The sequence below is a fragment of the Acinetobacter sp. UBA2063 genome, from assembly GCF_002333245.1.
In the GTDB taxonomy this organism is placed as follows: domain Bacteria; phylum Pseudomonadota; class Gammaproteobacteria; order Pseudomonadales; family Moraxellaceae; genus Acinetobacter; species Acinetobacter parvus.
In genome coordinates, this window is sequence record NZ_DDAH01000124.1 from 1 (window position 1) to 20284 (window position 20284).

General features: G+C 44.2%; 21 protein-coding genes and 1 pseudogene. 7 read left to right on the forward strand and 15 right to left on the reverse strand.

Features of this window, described 5'->3' with window-relative positions:
- From ssuB to ubiG, 9 genes and pseudogenes are all read right to left on the reverse strand, one after another.
- Positions 1-157, reverse strand: a pseudogene (ssuB, locus tag B4H32_RS05460) (aliphatic sulfonate ABC transporter ATP-binding protein); the annotation flags it as partial.
- Between the two features lie 15 nt (positions 158-172).
- Positions 173-976 carry an aliphatic sulfonate ABC transporter permease SsuC gene (ssuC, locus tag B4H32_RS05465; protein ID WP_004680185.1) on the reverse strand — a complete coding sequence of 268 codons (804 nt, stop codon included), beginning with the start codon at positions 974-976 and terminating at the stop codon, positions 173-175.
- Positions 973-2148, reverse strand: coding sequence for an FMNH2-dependent alkanesulfonate monooxygenase (ssuD, locus tag B4H32_RS05470; RefSeq protein WP_004680184.1), 1176 nt, complete (start codon positions 2146-2148; stop codon positions 973-975). The genes ssuC and ssuD overlap by 4 nt, the downstream gene beginning before the upstream one ends.
- Positions 2149-2228: 80 nt before the next feature.
- A complete protein-coding gene (locus tag B4H32_RS05475) occupies positions 2229-3221 on the reverse strand; it encodes a sulfonate ABC transporter substrate-binding protein (protein WP_286800727.1) in 993 nt (330 codons plus the stop codon).
- A 291-nt stretch (positions 3222-3512) separates the two neighbouring features.
- Positions 3513-4868, reverse strand: a complete 1356-nt coding sequence (gene argA, locus B4H32_RS05480) for an amino-acid N-acetyltransferase (RefSeq protein WP_004758647.1) — start codon at positions 4866-4868, stop codon at positions 3513-3515.
- A gap of 111 nt (positions 4869-4979) precedes the next feature.
- Positions 4980-5405, reverse strand: a complete 426-nt coding sequence (locus B4H32_RS05485; protein ID WP_286800746.1) for an RcnB family protein — start codon at positions 5403-5405, stop codon at positions 4980-4982.
- 168 nt (positions 5406-5573) lie between these two features.
- Positions 5574-6320: a YciK family oxidoreductase gene (locus B4H32_RS05490; protein WP_004680180.1), complete on the reverse strand. Its 747-nt coding sequence runs from the start codon at positions 6318-6320 to the stop codon at positions 5574-5576.
- Between the two features lie 30 nt (positions 6321-6350).
- Positions 6351-7049 carry an HAD family hydrolase gene (locus B4H32_RS05495; protein WP_004758642.1) on the reverse strand — a complete coding sequence of 233 codons (699 nt, stop codon included), beginning with the start codon at positions 7047-7049 and terminating at the stop codon, positions 6351-6353.
- Positions 7049-7762, reverse strand: coding sequence for a bifunctional 2-polyprenyl-6-hydroxyphenol methylase/3-demethylubiquinol 3-O-methyltransferase UbiG (ubiG, locus tag B4H32_RS05500; RefSeq protein ID WP_286800758.1), 714 nt, complete (start codon positions 7760-7762; stop codon positions 7049-7051). The genes B4H32_RS05495 and ubiG overlap by 1 nt, the downstream gene beginning before the upstream one ends.
- Before the next feature lie 181 nt (positions 7763-7943).
- On the opposite strand from ubiG, the gene B4H32_RS05505 reads away from it, so the two are divergent.
- Positions 7944-8567 carry a thiol:disulfide interchange protein DsbA/DsbL gene (locus B4H32_RS05505; protein WP_286800764.1) on the forward strand — a complete coding sequence of 208 codons (624 nt, stop codon included), beginning with the start codon at positions 7944-7946 and terminating at the stop codon, positions 8565-8567.
- 54 nt (positions 8568-8621) lie between these two features.
- Here B4H32_RS05505 and B4H32_RS05510 read toward each other — a convergent pair whose 3' ends face one another.
- Together B4H32_RS05510 and B4H32_RS05515 are read right to left on the reverse strand one after the other, a co-directional pair.
- Complete coding sequence (locus B4H32_RS05510) at positions 8622-9257, reverse strand: TetR/AcrR family transcriptional regulator (protein ID WP_286800767.1); 636 nt, start codon at positions 9255-9257, stop codon at positions 8622-8624.
- A gap of 107 nt (positions 9258-9364) precedes the next feature.
- Positions 9365-10015 (reverse strand): TetR family transcriptional regulator, encoded by a 651-nt coding sequence (locus B4H32_RS05515; RefSeq protein ID WP_087547328.1) that lies wholly within the window; start codon positions 10013-10015, stop codon positions 9365-9367.
- 310 nt (positions 10016-10325) lie between these two features.
- Here B4H32_RS05515 and B4H32_RS05520 point away from each other — a divergent pair, with 310 nt between their 5' ends.
- The 4 genes from B4H32_RS05520 (at position 10326) to B4H32_RS05535 (ending at position 13782) form a co-directional block, all read left to right on the forward strand.
- A complete protein-coding gene (locus B4H32_RS05520) occupies positions 10326-11351 on the forward strand; it encodes a flavin reductase family protein (protein WP_286800775.1) in 1026 nt (341 codons plus the stop codon).
- Positions 11352-11381: 30 nt separating this feature from the next.
- Complete coding sequence (locus B4H32_RS05525) at positions 11382-12524, forward strand: fatty acid desaturase family protein (protein ID WP_171062522.1); 1143 nt, start codon at positions 11382-11384, stop codon at positions 12522-12524.
- 108 nt (positions 12525-12632) lie between these two features.
- Positions 12633-13349, forward strand: coding sequence for a ribonuclease PH (gene rph / locus B4H32_RS05530; RefSeq protein ID WP_262574419.1), 717 nt, complete (start codon positions 12633-12635; stop codon positions 13347-13349).
- A gap of 235 nt (positions 13350-13584) precedes the next feature.
- The gene (locus tag B4H32_RS05535) at positions 13585-13782 is read left to right on the forward strand and encodes a hypothetical protein (protein ID WP_004680174.1); all 198 of its coding nucleotides are present in this window, start codon (positions 13585-13587) and stop codon (positions 13780-13782) included.
- Here B4H32_RS05535 and nadC read toward each other — a convergent pair.
- Positions 13779-14624 (reverse strand): carboxylating nicotinate-nucleotide diphosphorylase, encoded by an 846-nt coding sequence (gene nadC, locus B4H32_RS05540; RefSeq protein ID WP_286800779.1) that lies wholly within the window; start codon positions 14622-14624, stop codon positions 13779-13781. The genes B4H32_RS05535 and nadC overlap by 4 nt on opposite strands.
- A gap of 144 nt (positions 14625-14768) precedes the next feature.
- Here nadC and ampD point away from each other — a divergent pair, with 144 nt between their 5' ends.
- Both ampD and murJ read left to right on the forward strand, forming a co-directional pair.
- Positions 14769-15347 carry a 1,6-anhydro-N-acetylmuramyl-L-alanine amidase AmpD gene (gene ampD, locus B4H32_RS05545; RefSeq protein WP_004770042.1) on the forward strand — a complete coding sequence of 193 codons (579 nt, stop codon included), beginning with the start codon at positions 14769-14771 and terminating at the stop codon, positions 15345-15347.
- Between the two features lie 61 nt (positions 15348-15408).
- Positions 15409-16959, forward strand: a complete 1551-nt coding sequence (gene murJ / locus B4H32_RS05550) for a murein biosynthesis integral membrane protein MurJ (RefSeq protein ID WP_286800787.1) — start codon at positions 15409-15411, stop codon at positions 16957-16959.
- A 44-nt stretch (positions 16960-17003) separates the two neighbouring features.
- Here the strand turns inward: murJ and B4H32_RS05555 are convergent, their stop codons facing one another.
- The 3 genes from B4H32_RS05555 to B4H32_RS05565 form a co-directional block, all read right to left on the reverse strand.
- Positions 17004-17687, reverse strand: a complete 684-nt coding sequence (locus B4H32_RS05555) for an FKBP-type peptidyl-prolyl cis-trans isomerase (RefSeq protein WP_010589301.1) — start codon at positions 17685-17687, stop codon at positions 17004-17006.
- A gap of 47 nt (positions 17688-17734) precedes the next feature.
- Positions 17735-18442 carry an FKBP-type peptidyl-prolyl cis-trans isomerase gene (locus B4H32_RS05560; RefSeq protein ID WP_286800790.1) on the reverse strand — a complete coding sequence of 236 codons (708 nt, stop codon included), beginning with the start codon at positions 18440-18442 and terminating at the stop codon, positions 17735-17737.
- Positions 18443-18619: 177 nt separating this feature from the next.
- A partial coding sequence (locus tag B4H32_RS05565; protein ID WP_286800802.1) for a polysaccharide biosynthesis tyrosine autokinase occupies positions 18620-20284 on the reverse strand: 1665 nt, incomplete at its 5' end.

Sequence of the window (20284 nt, forward strand, 5' to 3'; positions counted from 1 at the left end):
TTAAATCCAGATCCTCAAGTACCTTGACCTCGCCATAGAACTTATACAGTTGCTCAATCAGGATATCTGCACCATTGGCTGGGGCGTTTGTGGTATCTAGCTTAATAATGGGCTGGATGAAATTATTTTCATATAGGTTTAGATTGAGGTTGCTCATGTTTATTTTCCTTTTTTATTTTTGATAACCTGAATGCCAGCGTAATAAATAACGTTCCAGCAGTTGCGCAAAGACATCGGCCAGTTTCCCCAGCAAGGCATACAGCAGGATACCCACTAGCACGATATCGGTTTGTAAAAACTCCCGTGCATTCATGGTCATATAGCCAATGCCTGACTGGGCGGAAATGGTTTCAGCAACGATCAGCAATACCCACACCAAACCGAGAGAGAAACGTAGCCCCACTAAAATGGAGGGCATTGCGCCAGGTAAAATAATGTCTTTATACAGTTGCCAGCGGTTCAGCCCATAGCTTCTACCCATTTCAATCAGCTGCGGATCAACTGAACGGATGCCATGATAGGTATTGATATAGATCGGGAAAAACACCCCGACCGCCACTAGAAACAACTTGGCGGTTTCATCAATGCCAAACCATAAGATCACCAGTGGAATCAGGGCAAGTGCAGGGATGTTGCGGATCATTTGCAGGGTGGTGTCCAGCAGCGTTGATGCAACACGGGATGAGCCATTCAACAAGCCGAGAACTAGCCCCAGCCCCCCACCCACCAATAAGCCGAGTAAAGCCCGTCCAGCACTGACCTTGACATGCTGCCAAAGTTCACCACTGATGAGCAGGTGCCAAAAGGCACTGACCACAGAAGAGGGGGCGGGCAGAACCCGACTTTGCAGTAAACCTGTACTTGAGGCAATTTGCCAGATGACGATCAATAAGATCGGTAACAGCCACGGTAACAGGCCTTTGCCGAGCTGCTGTGTTCCACGTGAAACATTGTTTAAGAAAACTTTTGCACTCATGCTGTCTCCTTGACCAGATTTTTTGCTTCCGTAGTCTCAGGGACGTAGTTGTTGGCAATGATTTCCCCAAATGGTCCTGTTAAGTGCGGTTGTGCCAGTTTCTTGCGTGTTTTCAGCGGCAAGAGTGGAAACACCAATTCCGCAAAACGAATCGATTCTTCCAGATGTGGATAGCCTGAGAAAATAAAGGTATCAATGCCTAAATCCGCATACTCCTGAATCCTTGCAGCCACCGTTTCTGGGTCACCCACCAATGCCGTGCCTGCACCACCGCGAACCAGACCAATGCCTGCCCAAAGATTCGGGGACACTTCAAGTTGATCTTTACGTCCACCATGCAACGCCGCCATGCGTTGTTGGCCCACTGAATCCATTTGCGCAAATTTCTTCTGTGCTGCGGCAATCGTGGCATCATCCAGATACTGGATCAGTTCATCCGCCGCTGCCCAGGCCTGTTCATTGGTTTCACGCACAATCACATGCAGGCGAATGCCGTAATTTAGGGTTCGGCCTATAGCGGCAGCCTTGGCACGTAAATATTGGATTTTTTCCTTAACTGCGGCAGGTGGTTCACCCCAGGTTAAATAGGTATCAACCTGTTCTGCTGCCAGCTCAGTCGCCGCTTCGGATGAGCCACCAAACCATAACGGGGGATGAGGCTGTTGTACGGGTGGATAGAGCAGTTTGGCATCATCGACGCTTAAGCGTTCGCCATGAAAAGTAAACGATTCACCTGTATGCGAACGGGTCAGGATTTCACGCCAGATTTTGACATATTCAGAAGCGGTCTGGTAACGGGTACTGTGGTCTTCATACAGGCCATCGCCCTTGAGTTCCTGTTCATCTCCACCTGTGACAAGGTTGAGCAGGATACGTCCATTGGAAAGACGGTCGAAAGTCGCTGCCATGCGGGCGGCGAGCGCAGGCGTGGTAATGCCTGGACGGAGGGCCACCAGAAACTTAAGTTGTCTGGTGGCATCAATCAGGCTGGCAGCTGTAATCCATGGGTCTTCACAGGAACGGCCTGTTGGAATCAGTACGCCATCATAGCCCAGGTTGTCAACTGCCACCGCAATCTGTTTCATATAGGCATGATCGACCTGACGTGCGCCCTTGCTGGTGCCTAAGTAACGGCTGTCACCATGAGTGGGGATAAACCAGAAAATATTCATGTCGATGTTCCTTATGAAAAAGTAAAAAATTTATTTGGCAGAGCAGACACTGTGCTGAATGTTGATCTGTATTCTGCTGATTACTTAATGTCGTTCTTGAGTACCGCGTCCTGAATTACCAACTGTTTTGGAATCAGTTTCTGCGCGTAGAATGCATCAGCAACATATTGCTGTTCCTTGGCAACCTTTTCAGAGATGGGCTGAACCCCGAAGCCCATGCGTGAAATCGATGCTTTTAACACCTCAAATTCCAGTGCGGTTGGTTTTTCCAGTAGTTTCGCGGCATCATCTGGATAGGTCTTGACCCAGTCGGTGGTCTGGTTCAGGGTTTGAACAACGGTCTTTAAAATTTCAGGACGATTTTCGGCAAATTTACGGTCCGCTAAATAGAACTGGTAATTGCTGACCAAATGCTCGCCATTGGCAATGACACGCGCATGTACCTGATGTTCCGCCGCAGCTAGGAATGGGTCCCAAATCACCCAGGCATCAACTGCGCCCTTTTCAAATGCGGCACGGGCATCTGAGGGTGGAAGATAGACAGGCTGGATGTCATTGAGGGTGAGGTTGTTGGCTTCCAACAGTTTCAATAATAAATAGTGGACGTTTGAACCCTTGTTCAGTGCAATACGTTTGCCTTTCAGGTCTTGTACGGATTGAATTGGGGAATCTTTTTGTACAATCAGGGCTTCAGCAGTAGGTGCTGCTGGCTGGTTGGCCACATACACCAGATTTGGATTGGCTGCCTGAGCGAAAATAGGCGGGGCTTCACCTGCCTCACCCAAAGAGACACTGCCAACATTCAAGCCCTCCAGAAGTTGTGGACCCGCTGGAAACTCTACCCATTTGACATTTACGCCTTGAGCAGCAAGGTTTTTTTCTAGTTCACCTTTTGCTTTAACAATCGGCAAAATACCATACTTCTGAAAGCCGATATTTAATTTTGTGATTTCTTGTGGTTTGGCCTCTTGCTGCTCAGCTTTTTTTGCACAACCTGTGATGTTAACCAAGCTGGCAAGCATTGCTGTAATTAGGATAGGTTGTGTCCATAAACGACTGATAAAAATGGCCATGCTGCTTGTGCTCCCCGAAAATCAAAAGATGAAATAAGCTGAGCAATCAAACTAAAACTTTTTTTATTGCATAAAAAATAAATAATCAGGCTTTATTTATCTTAAAAAGTGCAAAACAGAATATTGGATATGCTTATCGTGGGTATAGATGTCAAAAAGGAGCATTATTTTTATAAGCCATTGTTTTTAGTTCTTTTCTATTTTAAGGCTATGGTTTTGCTGAGGGCGGATATAACAAAAAGACAGGATGTGGAGATATCATTATCAAAAATAACAATATCTCCAGAGACATTAGTCAAGGGATTTTTTAAATACCAAAGAATTACGTTGATAGTTATAAAGCGCCTGACGTGCATTTGGCAGGTCATCCACACTGGCAGGGCTAAAGCCGTGTTCCAAAAACCAGTGCGCCGTGCGTGTGGTGAGGACAAATAGTTGCTGAATACCTTGCTGTTTGGCCCTGTTTTCCAGAAATTGCAAGATCTGGCTACCACGGTTAGATTTGCGGTAACTGGAGTCGACAGCAACACAGGCGATTTCGGCAGAACATTTTTCATTGGCTTTCGCTGGAATCGGGTAGAGTGCGGCACAGGCCAGAATCATGCCATCACGCTCAATCACGGCAAACTGCTCAATCTCACTTTCAAGGCGTTCGCGGGAGCGATACACCAGAATACCTTCCTGCTCAAGTGGCCGCAGCAGGTTTATCAGGCCGCCCACATCATGAATATTGGCAATCCGTACCTCCTCATAATGGGCATCGGTAATCATGGTGCCAATGCCATCACGAGTGAACAGTTCCTCAATCAGTGCGCCATCATAGGCATAGGAAATCAGGTGTACACGATGTACGCCTGACAGGGAAGCCTGTTGCGCCTGTTTTAAATGTAGGGCAAATTCGGGAGACTGGTTTTGGTATTGCTGAATATAGGGATCAAGCTGACGTGGGCTGAGCTCACGCAGCAACTGCTGTTTGGCATCCATTAAACCTTGTTGTTCGCCCAGAAAAATCAACTTGTCCGCCTTTAACATGGTTGCCGTTTTGGTGGCTACTTCCTCCGCCAGCAAATTAAACACTTCGCCTGTGGTCGAGTAACCCGTTGGCCCTAACAACACAATATTGTGATTGTCCAGATGACGATGGATGGCATCGGTGTCAATTGAGCGTACATCGCCTGTAAGCTGGAAGTCAACGCCATCACGGATGCCATAGGGTTTGGCGGTGACAAAGTTTCCAGAAACCACATCAATGCGTGCGCCATACATCGGAGAGTTGGCAAGTCCCATCGAAAGCAGTGCCTCAATTTCCAGGCGAATTGAACCCACGGCATTCATCACCCCACGCAGTGACTCACGTGTGGTAATGCGGCGGTTTTGGTGGAAAGGTGTTTCAATATTGCGTTCAGTGAGGTTCTGGTTAATCTGTGGTCGTGCGCCGTGTACCAGAATCAGGCGGATGCCGAGTGAATGTAACAGGGCAATATCATGGATGATGTGCTGGAAATTTTTATGCTGAACCGCCTCACCGCCAAACATCAGCACAAAGGTTTTATGGCGGTGCGCATTGATATAGGGTGCGGAATGGCGAAACCAATGCACATAATCCTGTGTGCTACTCTGTGATATTTCAGTGATTTGGTTCGCCATGTTGATCTCAGATCGCTATCAATTAATCTGATTCTAACGAAAAAAATGAAAAGATAAATCTATTCCTAAAACAACGGCCCAAGTTTATTGGACCTGCACATGGGAAAACGTCTAGAATCCCATGATGCGCACAATGCTGTTGTCATCCGAGTTGACCAGGATGTAGTCATTGTTGATTTTGTACCATTGCTCGTTACGGCCTGGTTTTGGCAGGTTATTGTCCTTGTAGTCAACCTTGTAGCTATTGCCACGATAATGCTGAGGCATGACATAGCCCGCCTGCCAGCGATGCTGCTTCAGGCGTTCAACCCCACGTTCCTGACGCATGCGGCGCTCACGATCACGGTTTTCTTCTCCTGGACGATGGGCTGGACGGCCCTGCCAGTTGCCACGCGGATCATCATCACGGTCAAAGTTGCGGCCCTGCCAACCACCGCCACGGGAATCGTCACGGTCAAAATGCGGGCCTGCAAAACTACCCATACTGCTGAAAAGGGTGGTTGAACCTAATATCAAGATGATGAAAACTTTTTTCATGATGCACCTAGGCGGATGTCTCTCATGGCAAAACTGTACTCTAAAAATGCAGAGAAACTGTGAAGATCAATTCATTATTCCATTAAAAAGATGGAGATTCTCCCCAGTTCTCCTTTAAAAACGATAGGTTGTGACCGTTTCAGGCCCATTGTTGGTTGATGCGAAAACCTAGGCCTGCGCATCAATGCTCTGACCATTCATGTCCAAACTATCATCACCCATGAGGTAAAGATAGGCAGGCATAATCTCGTCAGCTGTTGGCAGCACTTTCGGGTCTTCATCAGGATAGGCCTTGGCGCGCATGGCGGTGCGTGTGCCGCCTGGATTGATGCAGTTAAAGCGGATGTTTGGATAGCTATTCTCTGCGGCAAAAATCTTGCTCATGGCTTCCGTGGCTACCTTGGAGACGGAATAGGCGCCCCAAAGCGCACGCGGTTCTCGTCCCACACTGGAACTAGTGAACACCACCGAGGCGTGTGCCGATTTTTGCAGCAGTGGAAGCAGTGCCTGTGTCAGGGCAAAAGGCGCACGCAGGTTGACGGAAAGCACGTCATCCCACACATCAATTGGATAATGTGCCAGTTCAACACGGTCACCCAGCATGCCCGCATTGTGCAGGATACCATCTAAGCGGCCAAACTGCTGTTCCAGTGTATTGACCAGGAGCTCATAGTCATGGCTGGAGGCGGTTGAAAGCTGTAAGGGCAGAATGGCAGGTTGTGGCGCACCCAGACCCTCAATTTCATCATAGATGACTTCGAGTTTGTTCAGGCTACGACCATGAAGCACAACCGTGGCGCCATGTAAGGCATAACTAATAGCAGCGGCACGCCCAATTCCATCACCTGCACCTGTAATCAGGATAATGCGATCCTTGAGCAGGTCTGGACGAGGTTGATATTCTGAATATTTCATTGTTATACCTCCTATTGTTATCTTGTATGCTTAGCCCATCATACCCTGATTTTCGGCTAAAACCGCGATTTTATTTTTTAACAGTTGGTGAAGTTCAGGCACGGTTTGAATAATCGCATCAGCCTGCCATGCCAGCAGGTCATCACGGGACTCAACAGGCAGGTAACCATAGGCTGCCAAAATCGTATACATCTCCGCATTGCGCCCTGCATCAATATCACGTGGGTGATCCCCCACATAGATAATGTCCCTGGCCTCCAGATTCAACTGTTTCGCTGCCAAATACATCGGTTCAGGGTCAGGCTTGGTTTTGCTGACATCCTCTGGACACACCAGTACCGCGCAGCGTTCGGTCAGGTTTAGTGCGGCCAGCAACAATTCACTTAAACCACGCGGTTTATTGGTGACAATACCCCAGGGAATTTGATGGGCTTCGAGTTCCTCAAGCAGGGGATACATTCCCTCAAACAGGTTGGTGTCGACCACGATATTGTCGCCATAGGTATTTAGAAAACGCTGACGATGCGCCAAAAATACTGGGTCTGTTACGTCCATTTCAGGATAAACCAGTTTGACCATTGCTCGTGCGCCCTCGGACACCTGAGTACGGATGATTTCCGCCTCTACCACGGGACGCTGCTCATCACGGCACATTTGCTGGATAATACGGACAAAGTCCGCCGCTGTGTCAATCAGGGTACCATCAAGATCAAATAAAACCGCTTTCATTAGGCACCTGTACTGACTGTATGAACCATGTAATTGACATCGACATTGGGTGCCAGCCAGTAATGCTTGGTCAATGGATTGTAATGCAGGCCAGTCATTTCCTTTAAGGTAAGACCTGCATTGCGGATGTCATGCGCCATTTCCGATGGACGAATGAACTTATGATAATCATGGGTGCCTTTTGGCAGTAGGCGCAGCACATATTCCGCACCGATAATCGCAAACAAGTAGGATTTGGGATTACGGTTAATGGTGGAGAAGAACACATGACCACCTGGCTTGACCAAGCTTTGGCAAGCCTTGACGATGGAGGCTGGATCAGGAACGTGTTCCATCATTTCCATACAGGTGACGACATCGTATTGTCCCGCCTGTTCCTGCGCCAGTTGTTCAACGGGAATCTGGCGGTACTCAATATTCTGTACATTCTCCTGCTGTGCATGCAAGCGACCCACCGCAAGTGGTGCCTCGCCCATGTCAATGCCCAGCACATTGGCACCACGGCGTGCCATGCTTTCCGCCAGAATACCGCCACCACAGCCCACATCCAGCACTTTTTTGCCCGACAGTCCACCGACCCGCTCATCAATCCAGTTTAAGCGCAACGGGTTGATTTGATGCAGGGGACGAAACTCGGAATGCTGATCCCACCATTTGGCAGCCAAGGCCTCAAATTTTGCGATTTCCTGTGGATCAACATTCAACTGCGACATGGTGTCACCTCATTCATATTAGGATGATTATTTTGGTTTAATCTGTTGGTAGTGTAGCGATTCTGGAAAAAAAAGCGATAAATCCAATAAAAAACTTCACACAAGCAAAACGAATTAGTCGTGTTTGTTTTATATTTAGTATATAAACTTACGAAAAATGCTTAGAGGAAAAGCAAACTCAATGAAAAAGTTAGTATTAAGTGGTTTAAGTGCAGTTGTAATGGCGTTTTCAATGAATGCAACGGCTGCTGATTTTGTTGCTGGTAAAGACTATACCGTGGTTGCCAATCCAGGTAAAACAGCTGCGCCAGCGGGAAAAATTGAAGTACGTGAATTCTTTTGGTACGGTTGCCCGCACTGCTTTAAGCTTGAACCACATATGCAAAGGTGGTTAAAGAAAATTCCAAAAGATGTGTATTTCCTGCGTACCCCAGCGGCAATGAACAAGGTGTGGGAACAGGGTGCTCGTGGTTATTATGTGTCTGAGGCACTAGGTGTACGTAAGAAAACCCATATTCCACTGTTCCACGCCATCCATGATGGTGGTCAGCAGATTTTTGATCAAGCATCCCAAGCAAAATTCTTTGCCCGTTATGGTGTGCCTGAGCAGAAGTTCAACAGTATGTTTAATTCATTCCCGATCACTGCAAAAGTGGCTGAATCTAATCAGTTGGCGCAGCAGTACCAGTTGACGGGTGTGCCTGCTGTGGTAGTCGCAGGTAAATATGTGGTGCAAGGTGAAGATGGCAAGGTCACTCAGGTAGTTGACTATCTGCTTGAGAAAGAGCGCAAGGGCGGTAAATAATTTACGGGTTTGTGGTGGTGTAAAGAAGGACTGTTCAATACGGTCCTTTTTATTTTAGGGCTGTTCCAGTTGAAACTCTTTTAAATCAATCTGTACCGTCTGGGTCGGTAGTGACAGCGCCTGACTGACATAGAGGTTGATCAGCTTCTGGCGGGAACCAATTGAACGCTGGTAATAGCTGGAATTAAGCAATAATGCCGCACCATAAGTCAAAGACCAAATATAAGAAAGATAATCACGAATCGACATATCATAATTCTGTGATTTTAAGTATTTTTCAGTCATATCTTTGAGCGAAATAATACGCTGTTGACGGATTGCATACAGCTCATCGAACAAATGTTTGAGCTTTGACTCGGTCATGGTCAGATGTTCTTCTAACTGATGCAGTAAAATCGTACGACTCGGTGAGGTTAAATGATAAAGCATATAGCGAGGCGCATACTTCTTAACATCAGTGTTATATTTTTCTGAAATCTTGAGGATTTCTTTTTCATTTTGAATAATCAGTTCCAACAGTAATTCATTTTTACTGCGGAAATGTTTATATAAAGTACCTTTAGCAATATCTAGCTCGGCAACCAGTTCATCCAAGGTCATTTCTTGGTTGTTTTCTAATAAAAGTTTTTCTGCAACCTGCAAAATTTTTTCTTTACGAATTAAGAACTGAGTATGACGATCAGGATTCATGATGCTTATAGGCTCCTCATAGTGTTCTAAACGGCATTTGCATTAGTGTGTTATCAATCATAACGCTAAGCAATGCTTTTATATATCAAACTTTAGCTTTGATAAGATCAGGCGTTTTGTGGTTCCCAGTTGGAGATGCCACGGAATAATAAGCGTACCTGAGTTGCCGCATTGTCAATAAATAAGTTTTGTTGTTCTAACAAACGATCAATTGGAAATTGTTTCGGTAAGTTGATCCACGTCATTGCCCATGTAAATGACATATTAATCAGAATCGTTGATAACACTTGTAAATCTTTGGCTTCTTGAATGTGCTTAAAGGTTTCAAGCTTGCATAAATCAATGGCAAGGTCCTCAATCAAAAACTCAATTTCCCGTGCGATTGCGATTCTTACCGTCTCAGAACCGCCCCAGCGTTCAGCAATCATGAACTGCCACTGCTGCGGGCTATGATTGACAGCCTGTACAAACAGTTCAATGCTTGTCCGTGTTTTAGCAGATCCGCTATGTTTTAAATAGCTTTGCCCCAATTGATGAATCAGGCTTTTTAAATGCAAAGACACTTGGTCAACTAGTTCTTGCCCTAATGCCTCCATATCTTGGAAATGACGATAAAATGCCGTTGGGACCAATCCCACTTCGCGAGCCACCTCACGCAAACTGATGCTACTAAATGAACGCCCAGAAGTACTGAGATGAAGTGCCGCATCCAGTAGAGCCTGCCGACTCTGTTGTTTTCGTTCATCTCTAATCGACATGAATAAGTTCCATTAAAACCATAAGCAGAGTCTAGCAAAAAATACAAAACTTTTTTAGCCCCAACCATTGCTAAATAAGACAGATTCCTGCTTGTCCAAAACCATGGCATTGTGGCTGGGCAAAAAGCATCAGGTTTAAATCATTTATTTTTTCATGATTTTTAGCCACTTATAAAAAGAATAAAGAATATTCAAAAAATTAGTGAACAAGTGTTGACTCAGTGAACACAAATAAATATAGTGTACACATGTTCACTATATGAACATACGTTCACTCAAGATAAATAGCCAGATACAAAACGAGGAACTTATGAACGCACAGTTAAGCTATCAGCCACATTGGGTTAGAGAAGATTTTGTTGATTTTATCTTACAGAAAATCAAGCCGACATTTGCATGGAAACGCATCCTTGCTGAAGTGACTGGGGTACAGCCTTTAAGTAAAGATATGGTTTTATTGACTTTAAAACCAAACAAAAACTTTGATATCGCTGCGGTACGTGCAGGTCAAAGTATTTTGCTTACCTTGATGATTCACGGGGTTTATCATCAACGTAGCTACTCAATTATTGATGTTACCGCACAAGGTGAAATTTGTCTGGGTATTAAAGTACAGGGCTTGGTGTCAAGCGCAGCGCAACTTTTGCATGTGGGTGATAGTATTGAGATTTCACAGACGCAAGGTGATTTTGTTCTGCATCAAGGACAACAATCTGCACTCTTGATTGCTTCTGGTTCTGGGATTACTGCAATTTACTCGTTGTTAAAACAAGCTGTTGCACAGAATTTAAAAGAAGTTCACGTGGTGTATTTTAACCGTGCTGAAGTGTTCCATCAGGAAATATTGGCTTTAGCAGAACAATATCCACAACTGAAATATCACTTTTTTAATACAGCACAGCAAAAGCAGCATTTAGATACCGCTTTATTAGAAAAGTTAGTTCCGAACTTTAAAGAATTACAGACATATGCTTGTGGTCATCATAGCATGATGCGCCAAGCACAAGAGATTTATGCTCAACAGGATGCGGTAGGAAATTTTCATCAGGAATTTTTCCAACCTGTACAAATTGAGCAGTCTAACGAAGCTCAACCGATTACTTTCCGTCGTGCACAACAGAATTTTATTGCAACGACCAATCTATTAAGTAGTGCGGAGCAAGCAGGTTTACGCCCACAGCATGGTTGTCGCATGGGGGTCTGTAATCGCTGTAGCTGTACCAAAGTCAGTGGTGTAACACAAAACGTGATTACGGGTGAGATTGATGATCAGCCTAATCGTGCGATCAAGTTATGTGTAAGCCAAGCCCTTAGCCCAGTCACGATTGACCTATAAAAACAAATATTGAGGATAATTGAAATGAATATGGCATTAGAATTTAAAGCAGCATCAAAGTCAGCACATTTAAGCCCTGAACAAGTTCAGGAATTGGGTCGTCGCGTAGAAGAGATTCGTTTAGCTGTTATGCAGAATTTAGGCGAAGAAGATTCCAAATATATCTATAAAGTCCGTGATTTTGTGCGTTATACCGAGATTGCATCTCGTGGCATGTTGATGTTTGGTGGTTGGATTCCACCTGTATGGTTACTAGGTACAGCAATGTTAGGCGTATCTAAGATCGTCGAAAACATGGAACTTGGACACAATGTCATGCATGGTCAGTTTGACTGGTTGAATGACCCAAGTTTACGTGGTGAAGATTATGACTGGGACAATACCTGCTCAGGAAATGATTGGCGTTTTACCCATAACTATATGCACCATACTTATACCAATATTGTGGGCAAAGACCATGACGTTGGCTATGGCATCTTACGTGTCACGGAAGACCAAAAATGGGAAGTTCGTCATTTGGCCAATATTCCATTGGCATTACAGTTAATGTTCTTTTTCCAATGGTATGTGGGCGTACAAAACCTACATTTAGAAGATGCTTTGGTCTACAAAACTAAAACATGGAAACAAGCATGGGCAGATGCAGCCGAGTTTCGTAAAAAAGCGACTCGCCAAGTCCTCAAAGATTATGTGTTTTTCCCTGCGATTGCGACGATTAACTTTATCCCAGTATTGGCAGGCAATGCTGTAGCCAATGTGATTCGTAACTTATGGTCTTCGGCAGTGATTTTTAATGGTCATTTTACTGAAGATGCAGAAACCTTTGAAGCCGATAATACTGAGAACGAAACCAAGGCAGAATGGTACTTACGTCAGATCCGTGGTTCGAGTAACTTCACAGGTGGTAAGTGGATGCACTTTATGAGTGGTAACTTAAGCCATCAGATTGAGCACCATTTGTTCCCAGATATGCCAGCAAATCGTTATGAGCAAGTGGCACCGCAGATCAGAGCTTTATGTGCTGAATATGGCGTGAACTATAACGAAGCTAATTTCATGAAGCAATTTGGTACTGTGTGGGTGGCTTTGGCGAAATGTTCATTGCCAAATGATATGTCGGCACAATTGGCGCAAGGTTGGACAAATTTAAAAGCGAGATTTAAATTTGCTTAAAGGATTGCGTATTCGTGGAATTGTAACGAATAAGTAAAACTGAAATCGCGTGTAATTGAGCTATACTATGGTGCAATTATATTTGTGCCATAGTTTTAAGGAATCGTTATGCGTATTGACCAAAGAACATTAGACCAATTACGTGAGGTAAAAATTACCCGTAACTATACCCGCTATGCAGAGGGTTCAGTTTTGGTTGAATTTGGTCATACCAAGGTGCTGTGTACAGCGAGTATTGACAATTCAGTACCACGCTTTTTGAAAGGACAGGGGCAAGGCTGGGTCACTGCGGAATATGGCATGTTGCCGCGTTCAACGCATACACGAAGTGATCGTGAGGCGGCACGGGGAAAACAGACAGGCCGTACCCAGGAAATCCAGCGTTTGATTGGCCGTAGCCTAAGAGCAATGGTTGACCTGAAAAAGCTCGGTGAAAACACCATCACCATCGACTGTGATGTGATTCAGGCAGATGGTGGGACACGTACCGCAGCAATTACAGGGGCGGCGGTTGCCTTGGTTGATGCAATGAATGTGTTGCTCAGCAACAAGAAAATTAAACAGGACCCGTTAAAAGGTCTGGTGGCAGCCATCTCGGTGGGGATGTATCAGGACGAGGTTTTACTCGACCTCTGCTACGAAGAAGATTCAAATTGCCAAACGGATTTAAACGTGGTGATGACGCAGGCGGGCGAATTTATTGAGATTCAGGGAACGGCGGAAGACAAGCCATTTACCCGTAGCCAGTGCAATGCCATGTTGGAGCTTGCAGAAAAAGGAATCAAGGAATTGATTCAAAAACAACAGCAGGCACTGGGTTGGTAATTTCCAGTTGATAGTACAGGCGGTCTGGCTACTTTAGACCGCCTTTTTTTGTCCTAATCAATGTGGGCGTTTGATATCGGATATTTACATAAGTCTAAATAGAATCAGACAGAACAGCATGCTCTTCAACATAAATTCACTTAGTCTGTCTATGTTGTAACAAAGCCAGCAAATTCATCTCACTTTGCCCTGCTAGATTAAACCATTAAAACAGGAACAATAAATAGGGATAATCATGTTACAGGTTTTTTTAGTATTTCTGAGTGCAGTGACGTTTGTATTAATGGCTACTGACCCACGTCCAACTGATTCAACCCAAGCCAAGTCAGCCTGGACTGAACAGCTTAAAACATCTGAAACCTCAAAGGTTGCAGATGCTTCGGCGAGAAAAGATGAAGCCAATACAAAACGAGATGATTCTGAACAGGTTTAGTCGTTAAAACGCATTGATAAATCAACTGCACGTACGTCTTTCGTCAATACCCCCATAGAGATGTAATCGACTCCAGTGGTCGCAACTTCACGTAAATTGTCGATGGTGATATTGCCTGAGGCTTCCAGTTTGCAACGGCCTGCTACATGCTTGACTGCATCAATCATTTGCTGCTGGCTGAAATTATCCAGCATGACAATATCAGCACCCGCTTCAAGCGCTTGATTCAGTTCATCCCAAGTTTCGACTTCCACTTCGACGGGTTTACCTGGTGCAATGTCATGCGCTTTGCGAATCGCTTGCGCAATACCGCCTGCGGCCATGATGTGATTTTCTTTAATTAAGAAGGCATCAAACAAACCTAAACGGTGGTTCTGTCCGCCACCGATACCAACCGCATATTTTTGCGCAATACGCAGGCCTGGTAATGTTTTACGAGTATCCAATAGTTTGGTATGTAAACCATCGAGTTGTTTTACATAACTTGCGGTTTTGGTTGCCACCGCAGACAGGGTTTGGATGAAGTTCAATGCAGGGCGTTCTACTGTCAAAAGACTACGGGCAGAACCAGCAAGCTTTAAAAAGGCTTCATTGGCTGCAACCACTTCACCCTCTTGTTTTAACCAAGTGACTTGAACGGTATTGTCATAAGCCTGAATCAATGCATTGACCCAGGGCTGTCCTGCCAACACCATCTCTTCACGGCTAATAATGGTCGCAGTGGCCTGTTCATCTGCTGGTGTGAGCAGGGCCGTGATATCGCCGTCCCCAATATCTTCCTGTAATGCTTGCTGAATATTGATTTGAATAGATTGTTCAAGCAAAGATTGTGGGATGCTCATACGATTTCCAGTAGATGTTGACCAAAAAACTTGGGGCTTATCTTAGCATTGTCCTCGTAAAAAATAAGTATTTGATCTCGATTATTCACGATAAAGCATGTCAGAATGTGGAGGATAAATATTAAATTGCTGATTCGGGTCACAATGCAACAATCTAGATTTGCTCAAGTCCAAGATGGAATCCTACAAGGCGCAACACAGATTGCATCCCCCAATTTTAATGCCCGTCCTATTGATGCTGAAATTCAGTTGATTGTGATCCACAACATTAGCCTGCCACCGTCCCAGTTTGGAGGCGGCTATATCCAGCAGTTTTTTCAGAATCAACTGGATTGGTCGATCCATCCCTATTTTCAGACCATTGAAGGGATGCAGGTATCCGCACATTTGCTGATCTTGCGTACGGGAGAGGTCATCCAGTTCGTCAACTTTAATGACCGCTCATGGCATGCAGGACGTTCTAGTTATCTCGCTCAAAAAGAATGTAATGACTATTCGATTGGCATCGAATTAGAAGGCAGTGATGACTTGCCCTTTGAGCCAGAACAATATCAGTCACTTGTAGACGTGGTGAAAATACTGCGCCAGGCCTATCCAAAAATTCAGAACCATATTGCAGGGCACTCAGATATTGCCCCAAAACGTAAGACTGACCCAGGGTTGTATTTTGACTGGCAATTGTTCCGTCAGTTGTTATCTGAAAAAACATCAACCGATTTATGATTTCACAACGAAATCTATTTTAACTTTCATTACAATAACGCTTTTTAAAGATAAGCCGTAGGTGAGTGCGATGGCATTGTGGCGATCGACTGTAATTGTCAGTGCAATGACGATGTTATCCCGAATTTTGGGTTTGGTACGCGATGTAGTGCTGCTCAATGTGTTTGGTGCAGGTAAGGACTTTGATACCTTTGTCGTTGCCTTTCGTATTCCCAACTTTTTTCGGCGGCTGTTTGCGGAAGGGGCTTTTTCCCAGGCCTTTATTCCAGTCCTGACAGAATATAAAACCAGCCGTGCTCATGCCGAAGTTCAGATCCTGATTAGCCGTGTCTTTGGTTGTCTACTCACCGCAATGACCTTGCTGACCTTTGTGGCGATGGTTGCCGCACCTGCAATTATTTATCTGTATGCGCCTGGTTTCCACAACAATCCTGAGAAATTTGACCTTGCGGTTGATATGTTCCGCCTAACCATTCCATATCTGATGTTTATGTCATTGACAGCATTTGCTAGCAGTATCCTGAACAGTTATGGTTCATTTGCCTCACCCGCATTTTCACCTGTATTGCTGAATGTGGCAATGATTGCAGGAGCGTGGTGGTTAACGCCATATATGGCTGAACCGATCATGGCGCTGGGCTGGGCAGTGGTGGCTGCGGGTATTTTGCAGCTTGCCATCCAGATTCCTGAATTATGGAAAAAGAATCTACTGATTCCACCCAAGGTTGATTTTAAACATGAGGGTGTCGACCGTATTTTAAAGTTGATGCTACCAGCATTGTTTGGTGTTTCAGTTACACAGATCAACCTATTGCTGAATACCATCTGGGCATCATTTATGCAGGATGGTTCGGTTTCCTGGCTCTATAGCGCAGAACGGATGACTGAACTGCCTTTGGGCTTGATCGGTGTGGCGATTGGCACAGTGATTCTGCCATCACTTTCGGCCCGCCATGCTGAACAGGACCAAGCCAAATTCAGGAGCATGATTGACTGGGCTGCCAAGATCATTATGTTGGTGGGCATTCCTGCAAGTATTGCCTTATGTATGCTGTCCACCCCCATTATTCAGGCATTGTTTCAGCGCGGTGAATTTACACTGGAAGATACCCACATGACGGCACTGGCCTTGCAGTGTATGAGTGCTGGTGTGATTTCTTTCATGTTGATTAAGGTGTTTGCTCCAGGCTTTTATGCACAACAGGATACCAGGACTCCTGTTCGTGTGGGGTTAATGGCAGTTGCGGCAAATGCTATTCTAAACGTGGTATTTATTGGTTTATTTAAACTGATTGACTGGCATGCAGAACATATGGCTTTGGCGTTGGCTTCTTCAGGCTCAGCTTTGGTGAATGCAGGCATGTTGTATTTCTATTTACACAAACGCAATATCTATCGTTTTGGAACGCACTGGAAGAAACTGGCAATGCAATTTACCATTGCCAACCTCACTATGATTGCTGCGCTCTGGTATGGATTGACTTGGTATCAGGGCGATATTTCACAGTGGTTAAGAATTGCTGAAGTGGTTGGGTTGTGTGTTGTTGGCGTAGTGGCCTATGCGGTAGGATTATTGGCAACAGGGTTCCGCCCAAGACATTTAAAGGCCTAATACCTCTCTAAAAAAACTAAACCCTCCTGATGGAGGGTTTTTTACTATTTAACTTCAAGTAATTCAATATCAAAAATCAGGGTACTGTTGGGGCCGATTGCATCACCTGCACCAACATCGCCATAGGCCAAATTGGCTGGAATAAAGAAACGGCTTTTACCGCCCTCTTTCATGGTTTGCACACCCTCAGTCCAACCAGCAATCACTTGGTTCAGTTTAAACTCAATTGGATGGTTGCGGGCAATTGAGCTGTCAAACACAGTGCCATCCAGTAAACGGCCTTCGTAGTTCACCTTAACTGTAGAGGTTGCCTTTGGAGATTTCCCTTTACCTTCCTGCAAAATTTGGTACTGCAAGCCTGACTTGGTGGTTATGATGCCTGTCTTTTGAGCATTTTCAGCGAGGAATGTTTTACCAGCAAGTTCATTTTTCTGGCCAACTTCCTGAAACTCAATCAGCTGTTTTGCCTCTAAACGTTTTTTATATTGGTTGAGTACTTTCGCCATGTCTTCATCAGTCAAAGATGCGACTTTTCCTTGAACAGCTTCCTGTACTCCCTGAACAAAAGTTTCAATATTCAGGTCTTTTAGGGTTTCGGCATTGCCTTTCCCCATTAAATAACCGTAACTATAGCCCAGTTGGTCTTTTTGTGGGCTTTTTAGCGTAATTGGGGCTGCGTGGACTGTAGCAAAAGTTGAAGCTATTAAAATAAGGCTTAATTTTTTCATTATTTCTTCCAAAATAAAGGAGAGCACATGCTCTCCCTATTAATCAGTTATTTTACAGCGATGAGTTCTACATCAAAGATTAAGGTACTATTTGGTGGAATAGAACCAGGTACACCCTGAGCACCGTAACCCAGATTTGCCGGGATATAAAATGTGGCCTTACCACCTTCTTTCATAAGCTGTAGACCTTCAGTCCAGCCTGGAATGACTTGATTCAATGGAAATTCAATCGGTTCACCACGGTCGTAGGAACTGTCAAAGACCTTGCCATCAGTGAGCTGTCCCTTATAGTGAACTTTCACCACAGAAGTGGCGGTAGGCTGTTTGCCCGTACCTTCTGTAATGATTTTATACTGCAAACCTGAAGCAGTGGCTTTAACCCCGTCTTTTTTCGCATTTTCGGTCAGGAATGAATGACTTGTTGCCTCTGCTTTCTTGGTCTCGTTCAGTTGCTTTTGTTGTAATTCTTTTTGGAATTCCATATAAGCAGCTTGTAATTCCTCTTCAGTATAGGCAGCAGGCTTTTGTGCACGCGCATCACGGAAACCTGTAATAAATGCACCTGTTTCCAGTTCAGGTGGAGTCTGCTTTGCAACTTCATAACCGAGTGCATAACTGATTTTTGCAACAGGTGCCGCATTTTTATCTGCTTTGGTGCCTAGCTTAGTCGCTGGGTGTTGAGTTGCATAATAAATTGGAACAAGGGCTGCACCAGCTAAAACGACTGCAACCACAACAGGTAAAGCTTTACTCATGAGATGTCCGAAGTAAGATTTTAATAAAAAACATGGTCATGATCTTAGCATGTCTAAGCTTAAGCATTGAATAACTCAGCTAAAAAATGCGTGTATTTTTTATATAGTTTATGTGTTTATCGATAAAAAGCCAGACTTTGAGATCTGGCTTTTTGAGATGATTATTGTGATGGATTTTTAATCATCTTTATTTGCTTTGTAAGCATATGAATAATTGTATCCATACCCGTAACCAGCACCAGCACGTTGAATATCATTTAAAATGAAGCCATTTACTTTCACGCCAGCCTGTTCAAAGCGGTTGACAGTCAGCTCAAGCTCTTTCATTTGCGTCTTGGCATAACGTGCCACCACCAAATTCACACCCGCATATTGTGAAATAATAATCCCATCGGTGACTGCAAGAACTGGTGGGGTATCAATCAGAATATGGTCAAATTGGCTCGACAAGTGCGTGAGCATATCTGCAAATTTTTGCGTACTTAACAACTCTGACGGATTAGCAGGGCTTTTACCACGACTGATGAAGCTTAAATTTTCAACTTCAGTACTACGCACAATATTGCCTAACTCTTGCTGACCATTCAGGTATTCGGTTAAGCCAGGCTTAGGGTCGTAATTAAAGTATTTGTGCATATAACCACGACGTAAATCGGCGTCAATCAATAATACTCGCTTATCACTTTGCGCCAAAATGGTGGCTAGATTGGTTGAAATAAACGATTTACCCAACTCTGGTGCAGGGCCAGAAATCATAATGATATTGTTTTTGGCACTGCTTAAGGCAAAGTGAATGGTAGTACGCATGCTACGTAGGCTTTCAATGGCAATATCATCACTATTTTTAACTGCAAGAATTGGAATATTCTTTTTCTTTTTCAGAATTTTAATACGGCTTTCTTGCACAGGTGAACGTGGTACAGTGGCATAAACAGGTAAACCCAGTTCATTTTCAATTTGATTCGAGTCTTTAATACCTGAGCGCAACATATTACGCAGTAAGGCCAATAATGTGCCCAAGAAGCCACCTACAAAAATAGCAAGTACTAATGTGATGAGCTTTTTAGGTTTAATTGGTTTTACAGGTTCAATTGCAGTATCAATAATGCGTACATTACCAATTTCACCTGCTTTGGCAATTTTGAGTTGTTGGTAGCTATTCAATAACGCGGTGTATAACTCAGTATTTACCTTAACATCGCGGTACAGTTGTAAGTACAGTCGCTGGGTTTCAGGTAAACGCTTAATGGATTGAGTCATTTCTGAAGTTTTTTTGTTAATTTCAGAAAGTTGAGCGTTAATTGCTGACATTAATGGGTGGTCAGGCGTATATTTTGAAGAGAGTTCTGCTTGTTGCTGTTGTAGTTGGATTTTTAATTTTTCCAGCTCAACATTCTGTTTTAGCATTAACTCCGCTTCTTGTGTTACATCAATTGTGTTGTATTGTTCTCGGAAACGGTTAAATTTAATTTCAGAGTCTTCAAGTTGTTGTTTTAATTCAGGCAGTTGCTTTTCAAGGAAGCTCAATGTTTGAGCCGATTCCAGTGATTTACGTTCAATATTTTGTGCTTGGTAAATATTTAAGATGTGGTTAAGTACTTGGGTGATATGTTCTTTATCTTCACCATTGTAGTTAAGACCAATCACACCAGAGTTTTTACCTCTTTCTGCTACGCTGTAATCTTTTTTAATCCATTGTACGGCTGAAGGCATAGATAATTTAGTAACTGAAAAATCATGCGAGATAGGGTTTTTCGCATAAATTTGGATTTTCCATAAACCTTTCTGATCTAGGCTTTGATTGACCGCATTTAACTTGCCTTTAAACACTACATCTTTTTT